The sequence below is a fragment of the Cohnella sp. OV330 genome (assembly GCF_900112065.1).
In the GTDB taxonomy this organism is placed as follows: domain Bacteria; phylum Bacillota; class Bacilli; order Paenibacillales; family Paenibacillaceae; genus Cohnella.
This window is the reverse complement of record NZ_FOKE01000014.1, coordinates 20,724-41,464: the sequence shown is the minus strand read 5'-3', so window position 1 is coordinate 41,464 and position 20,741 is coordinate 20,724. Positions and strand designations below refer to the sequence as shown.

Annotated in this window: 23 protein-coding genes; all 23 read left to right on the top strand. The window is 57.6% G+C overall.

What is annotated here, in order from left to right:
• Positions 1 to 2 precede the first annotated feature (2 nt).
• The 23 genes from BM235_RS27045 (at position 3) to frr (ending at position 20,726) form a co-directional block, all read left to right on the top strand.
• Positions 3 to 506 (top strand): flagellar biosynthetic protein FliO, encoded by a 504-nt coding sequence (locus tag BM235_RS27045; protein ID WP_090117376.1) that lies wholly within the window; start codon positions 3 to 5, stop codon positions 504 to 506.
• 11 nt (positions 507 to 517) lie between these two features.
• A complete protein-coding gene (gene fliP, locus BM235_RS27040; RefSeq protein ID WP_369803567.1) occupies positions 518 to 1,249 on the top strand; it encodes a flagellar type III secretion system pore protein FliP in 732 nt (243 codons plus the stop codon).
• A 24-nt stretch (positions 1,250 to 1,273) separates the two neighbouring features.
• Complete coding sequence (gene fliQ, locus BM235_RS27035; RefSeq protein WP_090117374.1) at positions 1,274 to 1,543, top strand: flagellar biosynthesis protein FliQ; 270 nt, start codon at positions 1,274 to 1,276, stop codon at positions 1,541 to 1,543.
• Between the two features lies 1 nt (position 1,544).
• Positions 1,545 to 2,333 carry a flagellar biosynthetic protein FliR gene (gene fliR / locus BM235_RS27030; RefSeq protein ID WP_090117373.1) on the top strand — a complete coding sequence of 263 codons (789 nt, stop codon included), beginning with the start codon at positions 1,545 to 1,547 and terminating at the stop codon, positions 2,331 to 2,333.
• A 65-nt stretch (positions 2,334 to 2,398) separates the two neighbouring features.
• Complete coding sequence (gene flhB / locus BM235_RS27025) at positions 2,399 to 3,472, top strand: flagellar biosynthesis protein FlhB (RefSeq protein ID WP_090117372.1); 1,074 nt, start codon at positions 2,399 to 2,401, stop codon at positions 3,470 to 3,472.
• Between the two features lie 47 nt (positions 3,473 to 3,519).
• Positions 3,520 to 5,553: a flagellar biosynthesis protein FlhA gene (gene flhA / locus BM235_RS27020; protein ID WP_090117371.1), complete on the top strand. Its 2,034-nt coding sequence runs from the start codon at positions 3,520 to 3,522 to the stop codon at positions 5,551 to 5,553.
• Complete coding sequence (gene flhF / locus BM235_RS27015; protein WP_143106736.1) at positions 5,550 to 7,133, top strand: flagellar biosynthesis protein FlhF; 1,584 nt, start codon at positions 5,550 to 5,552, stop codon at positions 7,131 to 7,133. Before flhA ends, flhF begins: the two co-directional genes overlap by 4 nt.
• Complete coding sequence (locus tag BM235_RS27010) at positions 7,126 to 7,992, top strand: MinD/ParA family protein (RefSeq protein ID WP_090117369.1); 867 nt, start codon at positions 7,126 to 7,128, stop codon at positions 7,990 to 7,992. Before flhF ends, BM235_RS27010 begins: the two co-directional genes overlap by 8 nt.
• A gap of 37 nt (positions 7,993 to 8,029) precedes the next feature.
• On the top strand, positions 8,030 to 9,601 hold the full coding sequence (locus tag BM235_RS27005) for a protein-glutamate methylesterase/protein-glutamine glutaminase (RefSeq protein ID WP_110468902.1): 1,572 nt from the start codon (positions 8,030 to 8,032) through the stop codon (positions 9,599 to 9,601).
• A gap of 31 nt (positions 9,602 to 9,632) precedes the next feature.
• The gene (locus tag BM235_RS27000) at positions 9,633 to 11,717 is read left to right on the top strand and encodes a chemotaxis protein CheA (RefSeq protein ID WP_090117368.1); all 2,085 of its coding nucleotides are present in this window, start codon (positions 9,633 to 9,635) and stop codon (positions 11,715 to 11,717) included.
• Positions 11,718 to 11,744: 27 nt separating this feature from the next.
• Entirely contained in the window at positions 11,745 to 12,206 is a 462-nt protein-coding gene (locus BM235_RS26995) for a chemotaxis protein CheW (RefSeq protein WP_090117367.1), read from the top strand.
• 4 nt (positions 12,207 to 12,210) lie between these two features.
• Positions 12,211 to 12,828 carry a chemotaxis protein CheC gene (locus BM235_RS26990; protein ID WP_090117366.1) on the top strand — a complete coding sequence of 206 codons (618 nt, stop codon included), beginning with the start codon at positions 12,211 to 12,213 and terminating at the stop codon, positions 12,826 to 12,828.
• Complete coding sequence (locus BM235_RS26985) at positions 12,828 to 13,322, top strand: chemotaxis protein CheD (RefSeq protein WP_090117365.1); 495 nt, start codon at positions 12,828 to 12,830, stop codon at positions 13,320 to 13,322. The genes BM235_RS26990 and BM235_RS26985 overlap by 1 nt, the downstream gene beginning before the upstream one ends.
• A 1-nt stretch (position 13,323) precedes the next feature.
• Positions 13,324 to 13,743 carry a hypothetical protein gene (locus BM235_RS26980; protein WP_090117364.1) on the top strand — a complete coding sequence of 140 codons (420 nt, stop codon included), beginning with the start codon at positions 13,324 to 13,326 and terminating at the stop codon, positions 13,741 to 13,743.
• 16 nt (positions 13,744 to 13,759) lie between these two features.
• Positions 13,760 to 14,545: a FliA/WhiG family RNA polymerase sigma factor gene (locus BM235_RS26975; protein ID WP_090117363.1), complete on the top strand. Its 786-nt coding sequence runs from the start codon at positions 13,760 to 13,762 to the stop codon at positions 14,543 to 14,545.
• Positions 14,546 to 14,566: 21 nt separating this feature from the next.
• Complete coding sequence (locus BM235_RS26970; RefSeq protein WP_090117362.1) at positions 14,567 to 15,979, top strand: FapA family protein; 1,413 nt, start codon at positions 14,567 to 14,569, stop codon at positions 15,977 to 15,979.
• A gap of 21 nt (positions 15,980 to 16,000) precedes the next feature.
• Positions 16,001 to 16,324: a hypothetical protein gene (locus BM235_RS26965; RefSeq protein WP_090117361.1), complete on the top strand. Its 324-nt coding sequence runs from the start codon at positions 16,001 to 16,003 to the stop codon at positions 16,322 to 16,324.
• Between the two features lie 26 nt (positions 16,325 to 16,350).
• Positions 16,351 to 17,052, top strand: coding sequence for a hypothetical protein (locus tag BM235_RS26960; protein ID WP_090117360.1), 702 nt, complete (start codon positions 16,351 to 16,353; stop codon positions 17,050 to 17,052).
• Entirely contained in the window at positions 17,049 to 17,627 is a 579-nt protein-coding gene (locus BM235_RS26955) for a hypothetical protein (protein WP_090117359.1), read from the top strand. Before BM235_RS26960 ends, BM235_RS26955 begins: the two co-directional genes overlap by 4 nt.
• 212 nt (positions 17,628 to 17,839) lie before the next feature.
• Positions 17,840 to 18,538 (top strand): 30S ribosomal protein S2, encoded by a 699-nt coding sequence (rpsB, locus tag BM235_RS26950; RefSeq protein WP_090117358.1) that lies wholly within the window; start codon positions 17,840 to 17,842, stop codon positions 18,536 to 18,538.
• Positions 18,539 to 18,678: 140 nt separating this feature from the next.
• Positions 18,679 to 19,329 carry a translation elongation factor Ts gene (gene tsf, locus BM235_RS26945; RefSeq protein WP_090117357.1) on the top strand — a complete coding sequence of 217 codons (651 nt, stop codon included), beginning with the start codon at positions 18,679 to 18,681 and terminating at the stop codon, positions 19,327 to 19,329.
• A 113-nt stretch (positions 19,330 to 19,442) separates the two neighbouring features.
• Positions 19,443 to 20,171 carry a UMP kinase gene (pyrH, locus tag BM235_RS26940; RefSeq protein WP_090117356.1) on the top strand — a complete coding sequence of 243 codons (729 nt, stop codon included), beginning with the start codon at positions 19,443 to 19,445 and terminating at the stop codon, positions 20,169 to 20,171.
• Entirely contained in the window at positions 20,172 to 20,726 is a 555-nt protein-coding gene (frr, locus tag BM235_RS26935; RefSeq protein WP_090117355.1) for a ribosome recycling factor, read from the top strand.
• Positions 20,727 to 20,741: the final 15 nt, after the last annotated feature.

The window sequence follows — 20,741 nt, the reverse complement described above, 5'->3', positions numbered from 1 at the left end:
GCATGACATCATCTTGGGATATGTTGTGGGTGCTGCTCGTGCTGCTGCTCATGATCGGCGGCATCGTGGCGCTGCTTCGATTCGTAGGCCGGCGCAACCGCGGGTGGTGGGTCAACCGATCGATGCGCTCGCTCGGCGGATTAACGCTCGGCGCGAACAAGTCGATGCAGATCGTAGAGTGGAACAGTCGCATCTACGTGCTCGGCGTAGGGGAAAATGTACAGCTGCTGGAGTCCATCACCGACCCCGAAGTCGTGGCGGCGCTTATCGCCCAATATGATCATGCCGATGCGTCCGCCAAGTCTACGGTTCCTCCTTGGCTCAAGCAATGGCTGAACCGCAAGGGCGACAACTCCGGTTCCTCTGGCGTCGCCGAACGCGGTACGGATTCGAGCAGCTTTGAACAAACGTTGGAAAAACGACTGCGTCAGCTGTCCGAACGCAAGCAGCAGGTAGATCGCCTGCTGTCGGACAGCCGGCCAGCGGATCGGACGGAAGAACCATGAAACGCAAATTAATGTTCAGTTTCCTTTTGAGCGCCGGCACGCTTTTCGCTGCAGCGTCGTCCGTTTACGCCGAGCCGATCATTAGCATTACGGCCGGCGACGGCACTCAGCCTGTAGGCGCTTCGTCGTTGTCGCTGCTGTTGATGCTGACCGTACTAAGTCTGGCTCCTTCGATTCTTGTGCTGATGACGAGCTTCACGCGTATCGTCATCGTGCTCGGATTCGTCCGCACGTCGCTCGGGACGCAGACGACGCCGCCCAATCAAGTGCTGATCGGCCTTGCCTTGTTTTTAACGTTTTTTATTATGGCTCCGACCATCTCGCAGGTGAACGAACAAGCGGTTCAGCCCTATCTTAAGGGCGAGATCACGCAGACGGTCGCCTTGGAGAAAGCTTCGGTGCCGATGAAAGCCTTTATGTACAAGCATACGCGGGAGAAAGACCTGCTGTTATTCTTGAACTATACGCAAACGCCAAAGCCGGCATCTTATCAGGATATCCCGATCACGGTGCTCGTACCCGCCTATGCGATCAGCGAACTCAAGACCGCGTTTCAAATGGGATTCATGATCTTTATTCCCTTTCTCGTAATCGATATGGTCGTCGCCAGTACGTTGATGGCCATGGGGATGATGATGCTGCCCCCCGTCATGATCTCGCTTCCGTTCAAGATTCTGTTGTTCGTGCTCGTGGACGGTTGGTATCTGATCGTCAAATCGCTCCTGACGAGTTTTCAAACTTGACGGAGCAAGAGGGGGAGATCGCTAGTGAGTGCGGAATTCGTAATCGGATTGGCCGGACAAGCGCTGTTCACCGTCCTCAAAGTGAGCGCGCCTATGCTGGTCATCGGTCTCGTCGTGGGCCTGCTCGTCAGCATATTCCAGGCGACGACGCAGATCCAAGAGCAGACGCTCGCTTTTATACCTAAGATCGTAGCCGTGTTTTTGGCCATTCTGGTGTTCGGTCCTTGGATTCTGAATACGATGGTCGACTTTACCGGCCACTTGCTGGGCAATCTGGCGAATTACATCGGCTGATATGACGATCCAAGATATAATGCAGGTCGTGCCAGCCTATATGCTCGTCCTTTGTCGAATTTCATCGTTTGTGCTCGTAGCGCCGATTTTTTCGTCTCGCTCGCTCCCGCGAACGTTTAAAGCCGGCATTAGCGTTTATATCGCTCTACTCGTGTTTTTGACGGTGGGCTTCGATTCTCCGGTACCGACCGACGCCGCTTATATCGGGGCGGTTCTCAAGGAAATATTGGCCGGGCTGGTGATTGGTTACACGGCAACCCTTTTTTTTACTTTGATTCAAACCGCCGGTACGCTAATCGATACTCAGATCGGACTAGGTATTGCGAATATTCTCGACCCGATCTCGGGCATTTCGGCGCCACTATTCGGCAATCTGAAGTTCATGCTGATGATGCTCGTGTTCTTGTCTATGAACGGCCATCATTACTTGTTGGGCGCGATCATGAACAGCTACAAATGGTTACCTTTAGACAATCGCTTTTTTCAAACGATATATGAAGGTAGATTGACGGATTTCCTCGTCCATACGTTTGCCGATACGTTTATGCTTGCGCTGCAAATATCGGCGCCGCTCGTCGTTGCCATGTTCGTCACCGACATTGGTTTGGGCCTATTAGCGCGCACTGCTCCCCAGTATAATGTTTTTGTTATCGGCGTACCGATCAAATTATTGATAGGGTTGACACTTATTATTTTGTTAATGCCAGGGTTTAGCACGCTGTTCCAAATCGTATTCGATCGCATGTTCAATGCCTTGGAAAAGATGTTCGTCATTATGAAAACGACTTAAACAGGGCGCGTACGTCCGCTATCGCTGCGAAGGGGAGAATATTCGTGCCAGCCAATCGCTTGCGGATGAACCTTCAATTGTTCGCCGGAGAAAAGACCGAAAAGGGCACGGCGAAAAAACATTCGGATGCTAGGCAAAAAGGCCAAGTCGCCAAAAGCGCCGAAATCGCCAGCTCGTTTATTCTGGTGGCGACAGTAAGCGTTCTGATGGCGATAGGCCCGTTTTTTCGAGAGCGTGTTTTGGCCCTGTTCGGCGATATATTTAGAAGACAAATGACGATGGAAGTCACGGATGCGAACGTCATGGGGCTGTTCGCGAACTATGTACTTCAATTGCTTCTTATTCTGGCTCCGATTCTGATCGTAACGATCATTGTCGCACTAGGCGCGAACTACGTTCAAGTCGGCTGGTTATTTACCACTCAGCCTCTGCAACCCAAATTCAGCAAGCTTAATCCGCTGAGCGGTTTAAAGAATCTGTTCGGTATGAGATCAATTGTCGAGTTTCTTAAAAGCTCTCTTAAACTGATCGCCGTCGGTATTATCGTTTACTTAACCATTTGGGCAGAGCACGATAAGATTATGTCGCTTGCATACGTGCCGGTTGAAGATATTTTCTCCTATGTTGCAAGCCTGACCGTCAGGCTTGGCTTATTGGTAGGCGTGACGCTGTTCATTCTCGCGATCGCAGATTATTTTTATCAGAAATACGAATATGAAAAAAGTCTTCGGATGAGTAAGCAGGATATCAAGGACGAGCATAAGAACTCGGAGGGCGACCCCCTCATCAAAGGCAAAATCAAAGAAAAGCAGCGCCGTCTGGCGTTGATGCGGATGATGCAGGAAGTACCGAAAGCCGATGTCATCATCACGAACCCGACTCACTTCGCGGTCGCGCTCCAATACGATGCATCCAAAATGGACGCGCCTAGAGTGATCGCAAAAGGCCAGGATTATCTGGCTCTTCGGATTCGTCAGATCGCTAAAGAAAATGGAGTCTTGACAATGGAAAACAAGCCGCTCGCACGCGCGCTATACCAGCGAACCGATATCGGGGACGCAGTCCCTGCGGATTTGTTCCAAGCGGTTGCCGAGGTGCTGGCTTACGTATACAGGCTCAAAGGGCGCCGCCATGTTTAATCGGGGCCGAATAATTGGTAGAGATAATCATGCGGGAGGGAAGACCTTTGAAATTTCGGGACGTTAGCATTTTGGTCGGCATCATCGGCATCGTCCTTATGATGGTCGTCCCTATCCCGACGCATCTGCTGGATTTGCTGCTGATCGTCAACATTTCGGCGGCGCTCATGATCATTCTGATCGCGATGAATACGACGGATGCCCTGCACTTTTCCATCTTTCCGACGTTGCTGTTGATCACGACCTTGTTCAGGCTTGCGCTCAACGTATCGACTACGCGTCTTATTTTGTCGGAGCACGATGCGGGCAAGGTCGTCGCTACGTTCGGCAGCTTCGTCGCAGGCGGACAGCTTGCTATCGGATTTATCGTCTTCCTTATTCTCGTCGTCGTGCAGTTCATCGTCATCACCAAAGGCTCCGAACGTGTAGCCGAAGTCGCAGCCCGCTTTACCTTGGACGCGATGCCCGGCAAGCAAATGAGCATCGACGCCGATCTCAACGCCGGCATGATCAATGAGGTACAGGCGAGAGAACGGCGGGAGAAGATCGAGAAGGAAGCGGACTTTTATGGCGCCATGGACGGCGCGAGCAAGTTCGTTAAGGGCGACGCAATCGCCAGTATCATTATCGTAACGATCAACCTCATCGGCGGATTTATCATCGGTATGGCCGTTCATGGCATGAATATCACTGAAGCGCTAAGCACTTATTCGATCCTCAGTATCGGCGACGGTCTGGTCAGTCAGATTCCGGCGCTTCTCATTAGTACCGCAACCGGCATCATCGTTACTCGCGCCGCTTCCGAAGGCAATATGGCGGAGGATCTGACGAAGCAGCTGTTCCGTTATCCGAAGCTGCTCTATATCGTGGCAGGCACGATCATTCTGCTCGGGATCGCGACGCCGATCGGCCCGCTGGCCACGCTTCCGTACGCGGTCCTCCTCGTGATCGCCGGCTATCGCATGCAACTTAATGTAGCGAAACGCCAAAAAGCGGAGGAGCAGCTCGTCGAAGAAAAGGAGATCGAGGAAGTCCGCAGTCCGGAGAGCGTCATTAGCCTGCTGCAGGTCGATCCGATCGAATTCGAATTCGGCTACGGTCTCATCCCGCTGGCGGATACGTCGCAGGGCGGGGATCTGCTCGACCGGATTATCCTTATCCGGCGTCAGTGCGCGTTAGAGCTTGGTCTGATCGTTCCGGTCATTAGAATCCGGGACAACATCCAACTGAAGCCGAACGAATACGTCATCAAGATGAAAGGCAACACAGTTGCGCGAGGCGAACTGCTGCTGCATCACTATCTGGCCATGAGCCCCGGCTTCGAAGACGAATCGATCACGGGAATCGCGACCAAGGAGCCTGCGTTCGGACTGCCTGCGCTCTGGATCGACGAAGCGACGAAGGAGCGGGCGGAGCTGTCCGGCTATACCGTCGTCGATCCGCCGTCGGTCGTTGCCACGCACTTGACCGAAGTGATCAAGCGATATGCGCACGAGCTGCTCGGACGCCAAGAGACGAAGTCCCTCGTCGAGAGCGTGCGCGAGAGTTATGCGACGCTCGTGGAAGAGCTGGTGCCGAACATTCTCACGGTCGGAGACATCCAGAAAGTGCTAGCCAAGCTGCTCAAGGAGAAAATCTCGATCCGGGATCTCGTTACGATCTTCGAGACGCTGGCCGATTACGGCAAGTACACGAAGGATCCGGACGTGCTGACCGAGTATGTCAGACAAGCGCTGTCCAGGCAGATCACGCAGCAATACGCCAATCCAAGCGAACCGCTGCGCGTCATTACGATCAGCCCGGGCGTCGAAAAAAGGATCGCCGAATCCGTTCAGCAGTCCGAGCAGGGCAGCTACCTCGCGATGGAGCCTTCCTCGACGCAGGCGATTTACAACCGGTTAAGCGAGCAGATCAACAAAACGCTTCAAGCCGGCCAACAACCGATCATCCTGACTTCGCCGAACATTCGGATGTATATGCGCCAACTGATCGAACGCAGTCTGCAGGACATTCCCGTGCTCTCCTACAGCGAGCTTGAACCCAATATTGAAGTACAAAGCGTCGGGGTGGTGAATGCATGAAGGTCAAACGATACTTAGTGGATGATTTGCCGCAGGCCGTCCAACAAATCAGAAGCGAGCTCGGATCCGATGCCGTCATCCTGAACACCAAAGAAATCCGCACAGGCGGGTTTCTTGGCATGTTCCGCAAAAAGCGGATGGAAGTGATCGCGGCGGTCGACGAGTCCGCCAAACCGTCAGCGCGTCCTTCGGCGAAGCCGATATTGCGCCAACAGCCGGAAGCCGTCAAAAAACAGCTGAGCGCTGCATCCTTACCCGAGCTGTCTTCGGATCCGGATCCGGCGCGTGGCGTCTCGGAACCCGCAGCCCAGCCGCTTCCCGCCAGCGCCATTCGGCAACGGTACGGCGGCGGAGCATCCGGCGGTCCCGCTGCCGCTTCTGAAGCGCAGCCCGTTTCCGGCGGGCAGGGCAGTTTCGTCCGCGAAGCCGGCGAAGATAACGACCGGTTTAGCCTGTCAAACGAGCCGAAGGGAGCGCGGTCCCCCGCGCAAGCGAGCTTTGACGAAGCGATGAGCCGTGCTCTCGCGTCTGCGCGCGCCCATACTGCGACGGATCGTAGCGTCGCCGACCTCCTTCAGGCTGCCAAAGACGAATCGCTTGCGTCGGTGGAATCGACGCTTTCCAAAGCGCAAGCATCGCCTGCGCCTCCCACGCAATCGGTCGCGCCGGACGAAACGGCAGAGCTGCTGGCCGAGCTGAGGGCCATGAAGGATCTCCTTCGTCAGCAATCCGGCCGCGAATCGGCCCCGCAGCGCATGCCCGAGCCCGTGCTTCGCCTCAGCCGCCTGCTCGCGCAGCAGGGCGTGGAGCCGATATACGTCGAAGAATTCGCCGCCGCCGTTTCCGCAAAGCTGAAGTCACGCATGGAAACGGCTGAAGGAAATGCGGCCGAATCCGAGCTCGAACGGCTGGCTTACGACGAAGCGCGCGAGCTGCTCCAAGCATGGCTTGCGCCTGCGCGGGATGCCGGCATCGCGACGGATACGCGTATCGTGCATTTCGTCGGTCCCACCGGTGTGGGCAAGACGACGACGATCGCCAAGCTGGGAGCCGAGCAAGCGTTGTCCCGCAGGCGTTCCGTCGGGTTCATCACGGCCGATACCTACAGAATCGCCGCGGTCGATCAACTGCGGACGTACGCGGACATTCTGAACGTGCCGCTAGAGGTCGTCTTTTCCCCTTCGGAGCTCGCCAGAGCCTACAAAAAACTTGAGGACCGCGATTTGCTGCTGATGGACACGGCGGGCAGGAATTACCGCAACGAACTTTACGTTTCCGAAGTGAACAGTTTGCTGGCGCCGGGGCAAGAAGCGGAGAAAATCCTTGTCCTCAGCCTGACCCATAAATATCAGGACATGCGGCAGGTGTCCGTCCAATTCGTCAAGTACGGCGTCAATCGCTTGCTGCTTACGAAAATGGACGAGACCGATTCATACGGCGCGATCCTGAATCTGGTACGCGAGTTCGGATTCAGCATTCCATACGTTACATTCGGACAGACGGTTCCGGACGATATTCGGGCGTTCGACCCGGCATGGCTGGCGGACAAGCTGTTGGAAGGAGCGCCGGCCCATGCGTGACCAAGCGGAGGCGCTGCGGCACATGGTTCTGTCGCGGGACTCGGACGATGCCAAGCAAACGCGGATATTGACGGTCACAAGCGGCAAAGGGGGCGTCGGAAAGTCCAACTTCAGCTTGAACTTCGCTTTAGCGCTGCAGAAAAGAGGCCATAGCGTGCTGTTGTTCGACGCCGATATCGGCATGGGAAACATCGACGTGCTGCTGGGCACGCCTGCGGCTTACAATCTCTTTCATTTGTTGAAGCGGGACAAGTCGATCTGGGAAATCATCCAGGAGGGCCCCGGCGGATTGCGGTTCATCGCGGGCGGTTCCGGCTTCAAAGATTTGATCCGGCTGAGCGATGAAGAGCTCGAGTATTTCGCCTCGGAGATCGCCAAGCTTTACGGCGAAGTCGATTATGTCCTATTCGACACGGGCGCCGGATTGTCCAAGGAAACGCTTCGTTTCATTGAGGCGGCGGACGAGACGATCGTCGTGACGACGCCGGAGCCGACATCCATCACCGATGCGTACGCGCTCATGAAGATGGTGAAAACGATGGGGCAAGAGGCCGAATTTCGGCTGGTGGTCAATCGGGTCGGCGACAACCGGGAGGGACTTCAGACCTCCGATAATATTCGGCAGGTTGCCAGAACCTACTTGTCGCTCGAAATTCCATTGCTTGGATTCGTTCCGGACGACGCGCATGTGTCGAAAGCCGTCAAAAAACAGACGGCATTGTCATATTTATACCCCGATTGTCCTGCGTCCAAAGGAATTGACGGCATCGCCGCCGAATATTTAAACGAAAGCCGAAAAACTTCCGTACAGACGAATATCAAAGGCTTCCTCCAGCGCGTTCGCAAGCTGTGGAGCTGACCGATCGAACGACAAGAGCGAAAGGGGAGGAGAAGGCATGAAAGCATTTACGGTGCTGGTCGTTGACGATTCCCCTTTCATGAGGAAATTGGTCGGAGACTTGGTCGCCGGCGACGCCGCGTTCGAAGTCGTAGGGACGGCTGCCGATGGGGCGGACGCCGTTCGTCAAGTTCGCGAACTGCGGCCCGATATCGCGGTCATGGATCTGGAAATGCCTGAGATCAACGGGCTCGAGGCGCTGAAGCGCATTATGGCCGAATGTCCGACGCCGGTCATCATGATGTCGGCGGTGACGGACAGAGGGACGCGGGATACGATCCGCGCGCTTCAATATGGCGCGTTCGACTTCGTTCGCAAGCCGGACGGCGCGTTGAAGCTCGATGTTTCGCACATGGGCGAGACGTTGATCGAAAAGCTGCATATTGCCAGAGAACTGCTGGCTTCCGGCGAGTTGAGGCTAAGACGGATGACGGCGGAAGGCGCCGAAGCGATGGTTATTCAAGCCGACGCCGAGCCCTCGCCGGACCGAACGGATATGGAACCGAAAGCGCCGCCTGGAGAGGTAGCTGAAACATCGGCTCCTCTTTATATCGAAAATCAAGAGCCTGAACATTCTGCGTCTCGGGCCCTAGATCGCGAGACGCACGAGTCCGCGGCAGAACAGGCCGGCTTGGGTCCGAATCGGCGTCTCTCGAACGGAGCCGCGGCCCAAGAAGAAACGGCTGCATCCATCGATCGTCCTGCTGCTTCTGGCAAGTCTCTGTCAGAGATTCCCTCAGCACGGCGAACGACGCCGAAGCCGCTAACTCCGGCTAAAGACAAATACGATCGGAAAAGCCGGTTGCCTGAAATGGCGGGATTAGCCGGAAAATCGGCTGCGGAACCGAGCGCGCCAGTCGCGAATTCGTCCAAATCGCCGAAGCCGATCCCGCCCGATCCGGCGCTCAAAAGGCCGCAGCCCGACAAGCCACCGAAGGCGCCTCTGCCGTCGGCGCCTCGCCAGACGGAATCCTTCACCGATATCGTCGCGATTGGAACGTCGACTGGCGGGCCTCGGGCCTTGCACGAAGTGTTGTCGGCGATTCCGGCCTCGTTTCCGGCGCCGATCCTGATCGTACAGCACATGCCGCCCAAGTTCACGCATTCGCTTGCGCAGCGGCTCGATTCTTGCTCGGCGATCGAGGTGCGCGAGGCGGCGGACGGCGACCGGGTGCTGCCGGGACAAGCTTACCTGGCGCCGGGAGGCAAGCATCTAAAGCTGATCAAGGAGGCCGGCGGCGGGTACAAGATCGGACTTACCGAAGAGGACCCGGTCAGCGGCCACCGACCTTCGGTCGATGTCATGTTCGGTTCGCTCGTCGGACGACGGGAGCTGAGACGCCACGCGGTACTTATGACGGGCATGGGCAGCGACGGGGCCAAGGCCATGAAGGCGCTGCGAGAAGACGGGGCGGCGACGCTGATCGCCGAAGCGGAGGAAACCTGCGTCGTGTACGGCATGCCGCGATCGGCGATGGAATGCGGCGCGGCGCAGACGGCTCTTCCGCTGCATCGCATCGCCCCCGAGCTGGTCAAATCGGTCGAAAAGCCAAAAGCGAAGCAGCTTTAATGCAGATGTGCCATTCAGGAGGTGACGCCCAGTGGAAATGAATCAGTACTTGTCCATTTTTATCGACGAAGCGAACGAGCATCTGCAGTCGCTTAACGAAAACATGCTGCGTCTCGAGCAGCAGCCCGAGGATATCAGCATCGTTCAGATCATTTTCCGATCTGCCCATACGCTTAAGGGCATGTCGGCTTCGATGGGCTTCGAGGATCTGGCCTCGCTGACGCACGAGATGGAGAACGTTCTCGACTTGGTGCGCAACGACAAGCTAAAAATGAACGGCCACATTTTCGATACGCTTTTCAAATGTCTCGATTCGCTTGAAGGCATGGTCCAGGACGTCGTTGGCGGCGGCACGGGCAGCGCGGACGTCAAGGAGCTCGTGTCGCAGCTCAAGCAGATCGTCAAGGGCGAGCCGGCCGCGCCGGCATCCGCCGGACAAGCTGCGATCGCTAGCGGTTCGTCGGAGCTCGCGATGGTGGCTACGCATCTGTTGCTCGACCAGTACCAGCTGTCGGTGCTCAGGCAGTCGATCGAAAACGGGAGCCCCGCCTTTCATATCGAAGTAACGATTCGCGAGGATTGCCTGCTCAAGGGCGTCCGGGCTTATATGGTATTCGATGCGCTCGAGCGCAACGGAGAGCTCGTCAAGTCTCATCCTTCGGTGCAGGACATCGAGCAGGAACAGTTCGGCCATCAGTTTTCCGTCTATTACATTTCCCGCATTCCGCAACAAGAACTGCAAGACACGCTCGACAAAATCTCCGAGCTCGAATCGGTAAGCGTCGTTCCGCTCGATCTCGAGAGCTTAAGCGAGCTTGACGAGTCGCGCAGCGCGGAGCAGCAAATGCAAGAGGCCGCTCAGCAAGCGGCCGCGACGGCGACGGCGACTTCCCCTGCGGCGGCAGCCGCCGACAAGCCGGCTTCTTCCGAAGCGCCTGCTAGGGCGCCTGCAGCCGCGCCCGTAGCGAACAAGACGATCCGGGTCGATATCGAACGGCTCGACTCGCTCATGAATCTGTTCAGCGAACTGCTGATCGACCGCGTCAGGCTGGAACAGCTTGCGAGCGAAGTTCGCCGCAACGACTTGACCGAGACGGTCGAGCATATGGCGCGCGTGAGCAGCGACCTGCAAAACATCGTCCTGAAGCTGCGAATGGTGCCGGTGGACAGCGTGTTCAACCGGTTCCCGCGGATGGTGCGGGACCTGGCCAAGTCGCTCGGCAAGAAGCTGGATCTGGTCATCACCGGCGCCGAGACGGAGCTGGACCGGACGGTCATCGACGAGATCGGGGATCCGCTCGTGCACTTGATCCGCAACTCGGTCGACCATGGCGTCGAGACGATCGAAGGCCGCCGCGAGGCGGGCAAGCCGGAGACGGGCGTCGTCAACCTGAGAGCTTTCCACAGCGGCAACCACGTCTTCATCGAGATCGAGGACGACGGGCGCGGCATTAATCAGCCCAAAGTACTCGACATCGCCGTCAAGAAGGGCATCGTCTCCCCGGACGAAGCCAAAAAGCTGAGCGACGACGAGATCAACATGCTGCTCTTCGCCCCAGGCTTCAGCACGGCGGACAAGATCTCGGACATATCCGGACGCGGCGTCGGCCTCGATGTCGTCCGGTCGAAGATCGAATCGCTCGGCGGCGTCGTTTCGGTCACCTCGAAGGCCGGGCAAGGCTCCAAGTGGTCGATACAGCTGCCGCTCACGCTGTCGATCATCACGGCCATGCTGGTCAAGCTCGGTTCGGAAAAGTTCGCCATCCCGCTGTCCTCCATCGTCGAGACGGGCATCGTTCAGCGGAGCGCGATTCGCGATTTGCACGGCGCCAAAGTCATCGAGTACCGCAAGTCGATCATTCCGGTGCTGTCGCTCGCAGCCGTGCTGGATTCGCCGGATTATTCGGAGGAAAACGAGCAGGAGACGGAGATGCTCGTCATTCGCAAGGGCGAGAAGCTCGCGGCCGTGCTGGTGGATGAGCTGATCGGACAAAGCGAGATCGTGCTGAAAACGCTCGGCAAATATCTGACGAATCTGGACGTCATCTCCGGCGCGACGATCTTGGGAGACGGGCAAGTCGCGCTGATCGTAGATCCGAACGCGCTTATCAAATAATCGTTCCTATCCGAGGAGGATGCTGTCATGGCAGAAGATTTCAAGGTTATCGTTTTTACGCTCGCACACGAGGAATACGGCATCGAGGTTGACAAGGTGCGGACGATCGAACGAATGACGCCGGTGACGCGCGTGCCGAAGACGCCGGTTTTCGTGAAGGGCGTCATCAACCTGCGCGGCGTCGTCGTACCGGTCATCGACCTGCGCAGTCGATTCGGACTTCCCGAATCCGAACCGACGGAAAACTCGCGGATCATCATCGTCGCGGCGAACGAGCTAGAAGTCGGCTTTATCGTCGATTCGGCGAACGACGTCATCGACTTGAACACGGACATGGTCGAGAACCCGCCCGAAGTCGTCGGCGGCATCAAAGCCAAATATTTGAGCGGCGTGGCCAAATTCGGCGAAAACCGTCTGCTCATCCTGCTGAATCTGTCCGAGGTCCTCAACCGGTCGGAGATCATCCAGCTCGAACAGTTCGGAGCTTGACGGCATGGAACTGTTCAGCCATAACGCAGAATTCAAAATGGACGTCCTGCGCGAGGTCGGCAACATCGGGGCGGGACATGCGGCGACCGCGCTCTCCCGCCTGCTCGACAAGCCGATCGACATGGCCGTCCCAAAAGTAAGCTTTATTCCCTTCGAGGACATCGCCGATCGCGTCGGCGGCGCCGAGGAGGTCGTGGTCGCCATCTTCCTGCGCGTGGAAGGCGAGGCGCCGGGCAACATGTTCTTCCTGATGAGCCAGAACCAGGCGCGCGCGCTGCTTCAAGGCCTGCTCTCGTTCGAGCTCTCGGAAGGACCTCAATATTCGGAGATGGAGCTGTCTGCGCTGAGCGAGATCGGCAATATCCTTGCCGGATCGTATCTGTCGTCTCTCGCCGATCTGACCGGCTTGCCTTTGTCGCCGACCGTGCCTGCGATCGCAGTCGATATGGCCGGCGCGATCCTGAGCTACGGACTGGTTCAATTCGGCACGATGGGCGACGAGGCGCTGCTCATCGATACGACATTTTTGGAGGACGATCGTCGGGCGGAGGGGCACTTTTTCTTTATTCCCGATCCCGAGTCGTTCGAGCGCTTGTTCCGCGCGCTAGGAGTGCCTATCTAATGAAAGAAGTCATCATCGTAAAAATCGGAATGGCGGACTTGAACGTCGCCTTGGGCGGAGACTCGCTCAAGACGACCGGGCTCGGCTCCTGCGTCGGGCTGACGCTTCACGACGCGAATCTCGGCATCGCCGGCATGGCGCACATTATGCTTCCTAGCTCGGATATCGCGCGGGAAGGACAGCTCAACATCGCGAAGTACGCGGATACCGCCGTTCCCGAGCTGCTGTCCAGGCTGAAGGCCGGCGGCGCCAATGTGAGGCGGCTCGTCGCGAAGCTGGCGGGAGGCGCGCAAATGTTCGCGTTCGCGAGCGGCAGCGACAGCATGCGCATCGGTCCCCGCAACGTGGAGTCCACGAAGCTGGCGCTAGCCGCTTACGATATTCCCGTCATCGCCGAGGATACGGGAGGCAATTTCGGCAGGACGATCGAATTTAGCAGCGCGAGCGGGATGTTGACGATCCGCAGCGTGCAGAACGGGGTAAAGGAGATTTGAAATGAGCGTGCCATGGCGATGGAATTTAGGGTTCGCGGTATTCGGGGCCGTTTTAGTTTTCTTGATCTCCTCGTCAAGCAATCCGCCGCTCACTTCGCTTGTGCGAGGCCTGTACGCCTTCCTTGCGTTCGGCTTGCTCGGCTTATTCGCCCGCATCGTCCTGCAGCAGCTGCTGCAGCCCGCCAAAACGCTTGGCGGAGACAAAGAGCGAGCGGAAGAGGAGCGAGGGATCGTCCTGGATATGACGACGCCGGCCGAAGACGACGAATCTCTTTCCCGCCTTATGCGGGAACAATGGACGGGCAACGAAGAGTCGCAATCCGCCGGCTTCGAGCCGCTCAAGCCTCCAAGGCTCGTCTCGATCGACGAACCGAATCCGGAACAAGTCGCACAGGCGATCCGGCGCCTGAACGACGATTAAGGAAGGTGATGCAGCGATGGCAGAACCCAAGAGTTCCAAGCTGTCCCATTACGACCTGTGGTGCCGCTGGAAGGAAGAAGGCGACACCGAAGCTAAAAAAGGCTTGATCGAAAAGTACATTCCGCTCGTCGATTACGTATCCAGCCGCATGGCTGCAGGATTGCCCAAAAACGTCTCCAAAGACGATCTGGTCAGCAACGGTTCGATGGGCCTGATCGACGCCATCGAAAAATTCGATCATCTGCGGGGGCTGCAGTTCGAAACGTACGCTTCCTGGCGTATTCGCGGATCGATCATCGACGGGCTGCGCCAGGGAGATTGGGTGCCGCGGTCCGTTCGGGACAAAGCGAAAAAAATGGAAGATGCATACGCCGTCCTGGAGCAGCGGAACCTTCGCTCCGCCACCGACGAAGAGATATGCAACTACTTGAATATAACGGACAAAGAATTTCAGCAAATGCTCCAGGAGGTCGCCGTCGCGACGGTCGGATCGCTCGAGGAGCCCATCCGCGAGGAGGATGCCGAGACGCGAATGTCGCTGCTCGTGGACGACAAGGCGCAAAGTCCGGAGTCGAAGGTGCACGAGACCTATTTGCGAGACTCGCTGGCGGCCGGCATCGACAAGCTCACGCCTAAGGAGCGAACGGTCGTCTCACTTTTTTATTACGAGGATCTGTCTTTGAGCGAGATCGCCGAGGTGATGTCGCTGTCGCCTTCCCGCATCTCGCAGCTTCATTCCAAGGCGATATTGCGTCTGCGCGGCGCGCTCGGCAAGCATAAGGACCAGTTGCTTCAGAAATAGAACCGGAAAGGGGGATTTATAATGCGAGGGGAAGAGGCGTTTGCGATCGACCAAGTCTTTCAGGTCAAAATATCGGAAGACCGCATGGAGGCCCGTCTGTTGATCAAGCCGATCGAAGAAACGAAAGAAGCGAACGTACGGCAACTCGAGGCGCTCCTTGCGTCCGCCGGCGTTCGTTACGGCGTTCAGCAGGAACTGCTGGCTCAGATCGCCGAAAATCCGCAAGCGTTTTTTTACACCGACAACGTCGTTGCGATCGGTCTGCAACCGACCCCGGGCGTCAACGGCTACGTCAAAGTATTGTTCGAGGACCAGGGCCAGACGAAGAGGCCGGCGGAGCGGGAAGACGGCAGCGTCGATTACAGGGAGATGAAGCAGCTCGCCAACGTCAAAACGGGCCAGCTGATCGCAACGCGGGTGCCTCCGCTCCCCGGCACGGCGGGCACGGCGGTGACGGGCGACCCCGTCGCCCCCAAAGAAGGCAAAGAGGCGAGCTTCAAAGTCGGCAAAAACGTCGTCGTCAATCCGGACAAAACGGCCATGTACGCCGCGATGGACGGACTCGTCACGTGGACGGACAAAGAGAAGCTGAACGTTTTTCCCGTTTACGAGATCAACGGCGACGTCGATTACCATACGGGCAACATCGATTTCGTGGGCACCGTCGTCATTCGCGGCAACGTGCTGACCGGCTTCCGCATTCGAGCGTCCGGGGATATTCGGGTCACCGGCGGCGTGGAGGGAGCGGATCTGGAGTCGGACGGCTCGATCGAGATTTCCGGCGGCATCATCGGCTCGGGCAAAGGCCATGTCAAAGCAGGCGTCGACGTGAAGTGTTCGTTCGTGCAAGAGAGCAACGTGACTGCGGGTCAGGACGTGCTCGTGTCGCAGAGCATCATGCATTCGAACATCCGGGCGGTTCGAAGCATCCGCTGCGAAGGAGCCAAGGGTTTGATCGTCGGCGGCTTGCTGCAGGCGGGAGACTTGGTCGTCGCCCGCACGATCGGCAATTCGATGTCCACGGTCACCTCCATCGAGGTCGGGCTTAAGCCGGAGCTGCGGCAGGAGCTTGCCGATCTCCGCCAGCAAGTTCGGCAATTGTCCGAAAGTCTGGACAAGACGGAAAAGGCGCTCGTATTGCTTGACCAGCTGGCAGCGGCAGGGCAGTTGTCCGCCGACCGGTTGACCATGCGAATCAAGCTGAATTCGACGCGCAGGCAGGTGACCGAAGAGCTAAAGACCGCCAAAGCGAACATCCTCGAGATCGAACGCACGCTCGAAGATTCGGAGCAAGCTAAGGTCAATGTTTTACATACCGTTTACGGAGGCACGAAAATCGTCATCGGGCGTTACACGCGTTTCGTCAAAGACAGCGCCAAACGAGTAACCTTCCGATACGACGAAGGCGAGATCGCAATGGCAACGCTTTTATAACGCGACAGGAGGCGAACGGCCATGAGCTATAAGCCGATCGACGTGCAGACCTCGATTCCTCGCTCGATCGAATTGACGCCTTTGCAGGCTTCTCAGCAGCTTCGCCAGGCTATCGACCAGGCCGCGCTAGGCGCGCAAGCCCAGAAGCTGGCCGAGCGGGACGCCAAGCGGAACGCCAAGTCGGAAGGCACCGGACATAAATCGATCTCGGACGAGGACGATCCGAAGGAAAGCCGTCAAAAGAGACCTTTCGCGAAAAAGAAGCGGGCAGGCGAGCACGAGCAGACGGAGACGCACGCGGCCGAACATCCGTATAAAGGACATCATATCGACCTGTCGCTATAGCATCGGGAAAGTGAGAGTGCATTGAAATGGATCCGTGGGTTACGCTCGTAATCGCCGGGGCCGCCATCGCGGGTTACGGCTGGCTGAAGCCCGAGCCGAAGGAGCAGGCAGCCGCAATCGTTAATGAAGAAGCCTACGATAGGCTGCTCGAGGATCTAGAGACGGAAAACCGCGAGCTCGTGGACGCGGTGGCCGCCTTCAAGCGGGAGCAGGACGATACGGTGAGCCGTCTCGGCCGGCGCATTCGCGATCTGGAGCGTCAGATGGAGGAAGCCGCCGCATACAGGAAGGCGGAAACGGTTGGCCGCGAACCGTTCGTAACGGAGAAAATGCGCGCGGAGTCGCCGGCGCAGCCTGCCGGATTCGACCAGCAATCGGCCACGACGGGCATCCTGCCGGAAGCCGATTCGCCGGCGGGCGGATCGGCGAACGCCGACGGACGACAAGCGCCGGCCGAGGCCGGCCTAACGCGCGAAGCGGGTCGGCCTTCGCGCGGCTCCGAGATTGGCCCGAATCGTCTTCAGCCGGGCGGAACGGCCGACGACGACGCGGCTGATATCGGCGGAACGCCCGAGCGCCCGGCGGCGATTAGCGAACGCTACGCAGAACTGCTGGAGCTGTACGAGCGGGGGCGCTCGGTCGAACAGGTGGCCAAGGCGATGAATATGAACAAAGGCGAAGTGCAGCTTATATTGCAGCTTGCCAAGCGGGAGGTGAACCGGCCATGAATAAGCGCCGCGCGCTGCTGGTCGGCTTCGGCGTCGGCCTGATGGCCGGCGCCGCCCTTCTGCAGCTCATGACCTTCGGCCAAGACATAAGCGCGGGCACGGCATTGCCGCCCGAGCCGCTTACCTTAGCGCAGCTGCAGGAGCAAGCCGGAGGGAAAGGCTACGCCATGTACAAGCTGAGCGAGCCGATGTACACGCAGGCCCAGCTTGACGAGGCTGCCGCTAAGGCCAAGGCGGACGCACTGTCTGCCGGGGGAGAAAAGTCCGGGCAAGCAGCCTCCGGAACGGAGACGCCCGCAAGCACGCCTGCGCCTAGCGCTTCAGCTACGCCAACGCCTACGCAGGCGGCGGATTCCGGCCCTGAAGCGAGGCTAGGTCTTTACGTCGCGGCCGGCGATTCGCTCGACAAGGTCGCGACAGGCCTGAAGGCGCTCGGCGTCATTCAGGACAAGGCGGCCTTCGTCAAGGCGGCCAAGCCTTACAGCGGCAAAATGCGGGTCGGCCTCAGCGTATTCGAAGGTCAAATTACGTACGACGAGATTATCGCGGAGCTGCTTCGCGACAAAAATAAGTAAAACGGCCACATTCGTCTATAAGGCGCGGGGCCGATCGGGTGGCCGGCTTGTGTTGCAAGCCGGCCACCCATATGTTATATTGTTAAACGGTGTGAAAAAACGCACGCCGTTCAATTCCGTCAGCGGTGCTTCGCAGAAGCGAAGTTCTGACGGGAAGCGCGAACCGGCGGAGGAGATTCACGATCCAAAACCATACGGAGGTGCAAGTTAAAATGGCAGTTATTTCGATGAAGCAGCTTCTCGAAGCTGGCGTACACTTCGGTCACCAAACGCGTCGCTGGAACCCGAAGATGGACAAGTACATCTTTACCGAACGGAACGGCATCTACATCATCGACCTGCAAAAGACGGTCAAGAAAGTCGACGAAGCGTACAACTTCGTTCGCCAGCTCGGCGAGCAAGGCGGCACGATGCTGTTCGTCGGCACGAAGAAGCAAGCGCAGGATTCCGTAAAGGAAGAAGCGGAGCGCAGCGGACAGTTCTACATCAATCAACGTTGGCTCGGCGGCACGCTGACCAACTTCTCCACGATTCAAAAGCGCACGGATCGTCTGCACCAGCTGGACAAGTGGGAGCAGGACGGCACGTTCGAAGTGTTGCCTAAGAAGGAAGTTATCATCCTTCGCAAGGAAAAAGAGCGTCTCGAGAAGTTCCTCGGCGGCATCAAGCACATGCGCAGACTGCCTGACGCGCTGTTCATCATCGATCCGCGCAAGGAGCGCATCGCCGTCGCCGAAGCCCGCAAGCTGGGTATCCCGATCGTCGGCATCGTCGACACGAACTGCGATCCGGACGAGATCGACTACGTCATTCCGGGCAACGACGACGCGATCCGCGCCGTTAAGCTGCTGACGAGCAAGATGGCCGACGCCATCGTCGAATCCCGCCAAGGCGAAGAAACGACCGCCTAAGCCAGCCGGTTCTTACAGCATTGCGAGGTCAAGGGTGGTCAGAAGAGAACCTTCTCACCGCCCTTTTTTTGAAAACATAAACCAATCGAAAGCCGTCCGCGCACGAAGCGTCCGGCGGCCACATACCAGGAGGGAATCCCATGGCAGTTAACGCAGCAGACGTAAAAGCGCTCCGCGAAAGAACGGGAGCGGGCATGTTGGATTGCAAAAAAGCGCTTGAGGAAGCCGGCGGCGACATCACGAAGGCAGCCGATCTGCTCCGCGAGAAAGGTCTTGCCGCTGCAGCGAAGAAGGGCGACCGTATCGCTACCGAAGGCCGCGTAGAATCTTACATCCACGGCGCAGGCCGCATCGGCGTACTCGTCGAAGTCAACTGCGAGACCGACTTCGTCGCCATGACGGATCAATTCAAAGAACTGGTTCGCGACATCGCGATGCATATCGCAGCAGCCAACCCGCTGGTCGTTCGCCGCGAAGAAGTTCAACAAGCCGACCTTGACAAGGAAGCCGAGATTCTTCGCAACCAGGCGTTGAACGAAGGCAAGCCCGAGAAAATCGTCGAAAAGATCGTCGAAGGCCGTTTGAACAAGTATTACGAAGAAAACGTGCTGCTCGAGCAATCGTTCGTCAAAGACCCGGACAAGACGATCCAAACGCTGCTTAACGAGAAGATCTCCACGATCGGAGAGCAAATCTCCATCCGCCGCTTCGTTCGCTTCGAACTGGGCGAAGGCCTCGAAAAGAAGCAAGATAACTTCGTCGAAGAAGTTATGGCGCAAGTCAAAGTTTAATCGGAATGCCAGGGGGACACGCGGTGTTCCCTTTTTTAAAGAGCGCTTAAAGATCAGGTTCACAGGGAAGCGTGCTTCCCGCACAGAAATCGACCATGGTGGAGGTACTAACGTTGAATCGACCCGTCTACAAACGCGTGGTGTTGAAGGTAAGCGGAGAGTCGTTGTCAGGAGCGACCGGTTACGGGATCGACGCAACGACGATCGTCTCGATCGCCGAACAAATCAAGGAAGTCGTAGCGCTTGGCGTAGAAGTCGCCATCGTATGCGGAGGCGGCAACATCTGGCGCGGCATATCGGGCAGCCAGAAGGGCATTGATCGCGCGACGGCCGACTACATGGGGATGCTGGCGACGGTGATGAATTCGCTTGCCTTGCAGGACGCGCTGGAACAGATCGATGTGCCGACTCGCGTACAATCCTCCATTGCCATGCAGCAAATCGCGGAGCCTTACATTCGCCGCCGGGCGATTCGCCACCTTGAAAAGGGACGCGTCGTCATTTTCGCATCGGGAACGGGCAACCCGTTCTTCTCGACCGATACGACGGCCGCGCTGAGGGCCGCCGAGATCGAAGCCGAAGTCATCCTGATGGCGAAGAACAAGGTCGACGGCGTATACAGCGCCGATCCGTTCAAGGACCCGACGGCGGAGAAGTACGAGCAGTTGACGTACCTCGATGTACTTAACAAGAATCTGGGCGTCATGGATTCGACGGCATCCTCGCTGTGCATGGACAACAACATCCCGCTTCTCGTCTTCGCGATTACCGAGCCGGGCAACATCAAGCGCGCGGTACTGGGCGAGAAAATCGGAACAATCGTCAAGGGGAGCGTGAACTAAGTGCCTCAAACGATCAAGAAAAACGCAGAAGAACGGATGGAAAAAGCGCTGGCCGCACTGCGCCGCGACTTGTCTACCCTGCGTGCGGGACGCGCATCCGCCGCGATGCTCGACCGCGTCCAAGCCGAATATTACGGCGCGCTCACGCCGGTCAACCAACTCGGCACGATCAACACGCCGGATTCCCGCACGCTGATCATTCAGCCCTGGGACAAATCGGCTTTGGCCGCGATCGAAAAAGCGATCCTCAAGTCGGACGTAGGGCTCACCCCGGCGAACGACGGCACGATCATTCGGCTTAACATCCCGCCGTTGACGGAAGAACGCCGCGCCGATCTGGTCAAGTCGACCAAAAAGTTCGGCGAAGAAGCGAAGGTCGCCATCCGCAACATTCGCCGCGACGCCAACGACGACATCAAGAAAAAAGAAAAAGGCGAGATTTCGGAAGACGAATCCCGCCGCCATCAGGACGATATTCAAAAGTCGACGGATCGCTTCGTCGCAGAGGTGGACAAGATCTTGTCCGCCAAAGAAAAAGAAATCATGGAAGTTTAAGTTTTCGACCGGCCC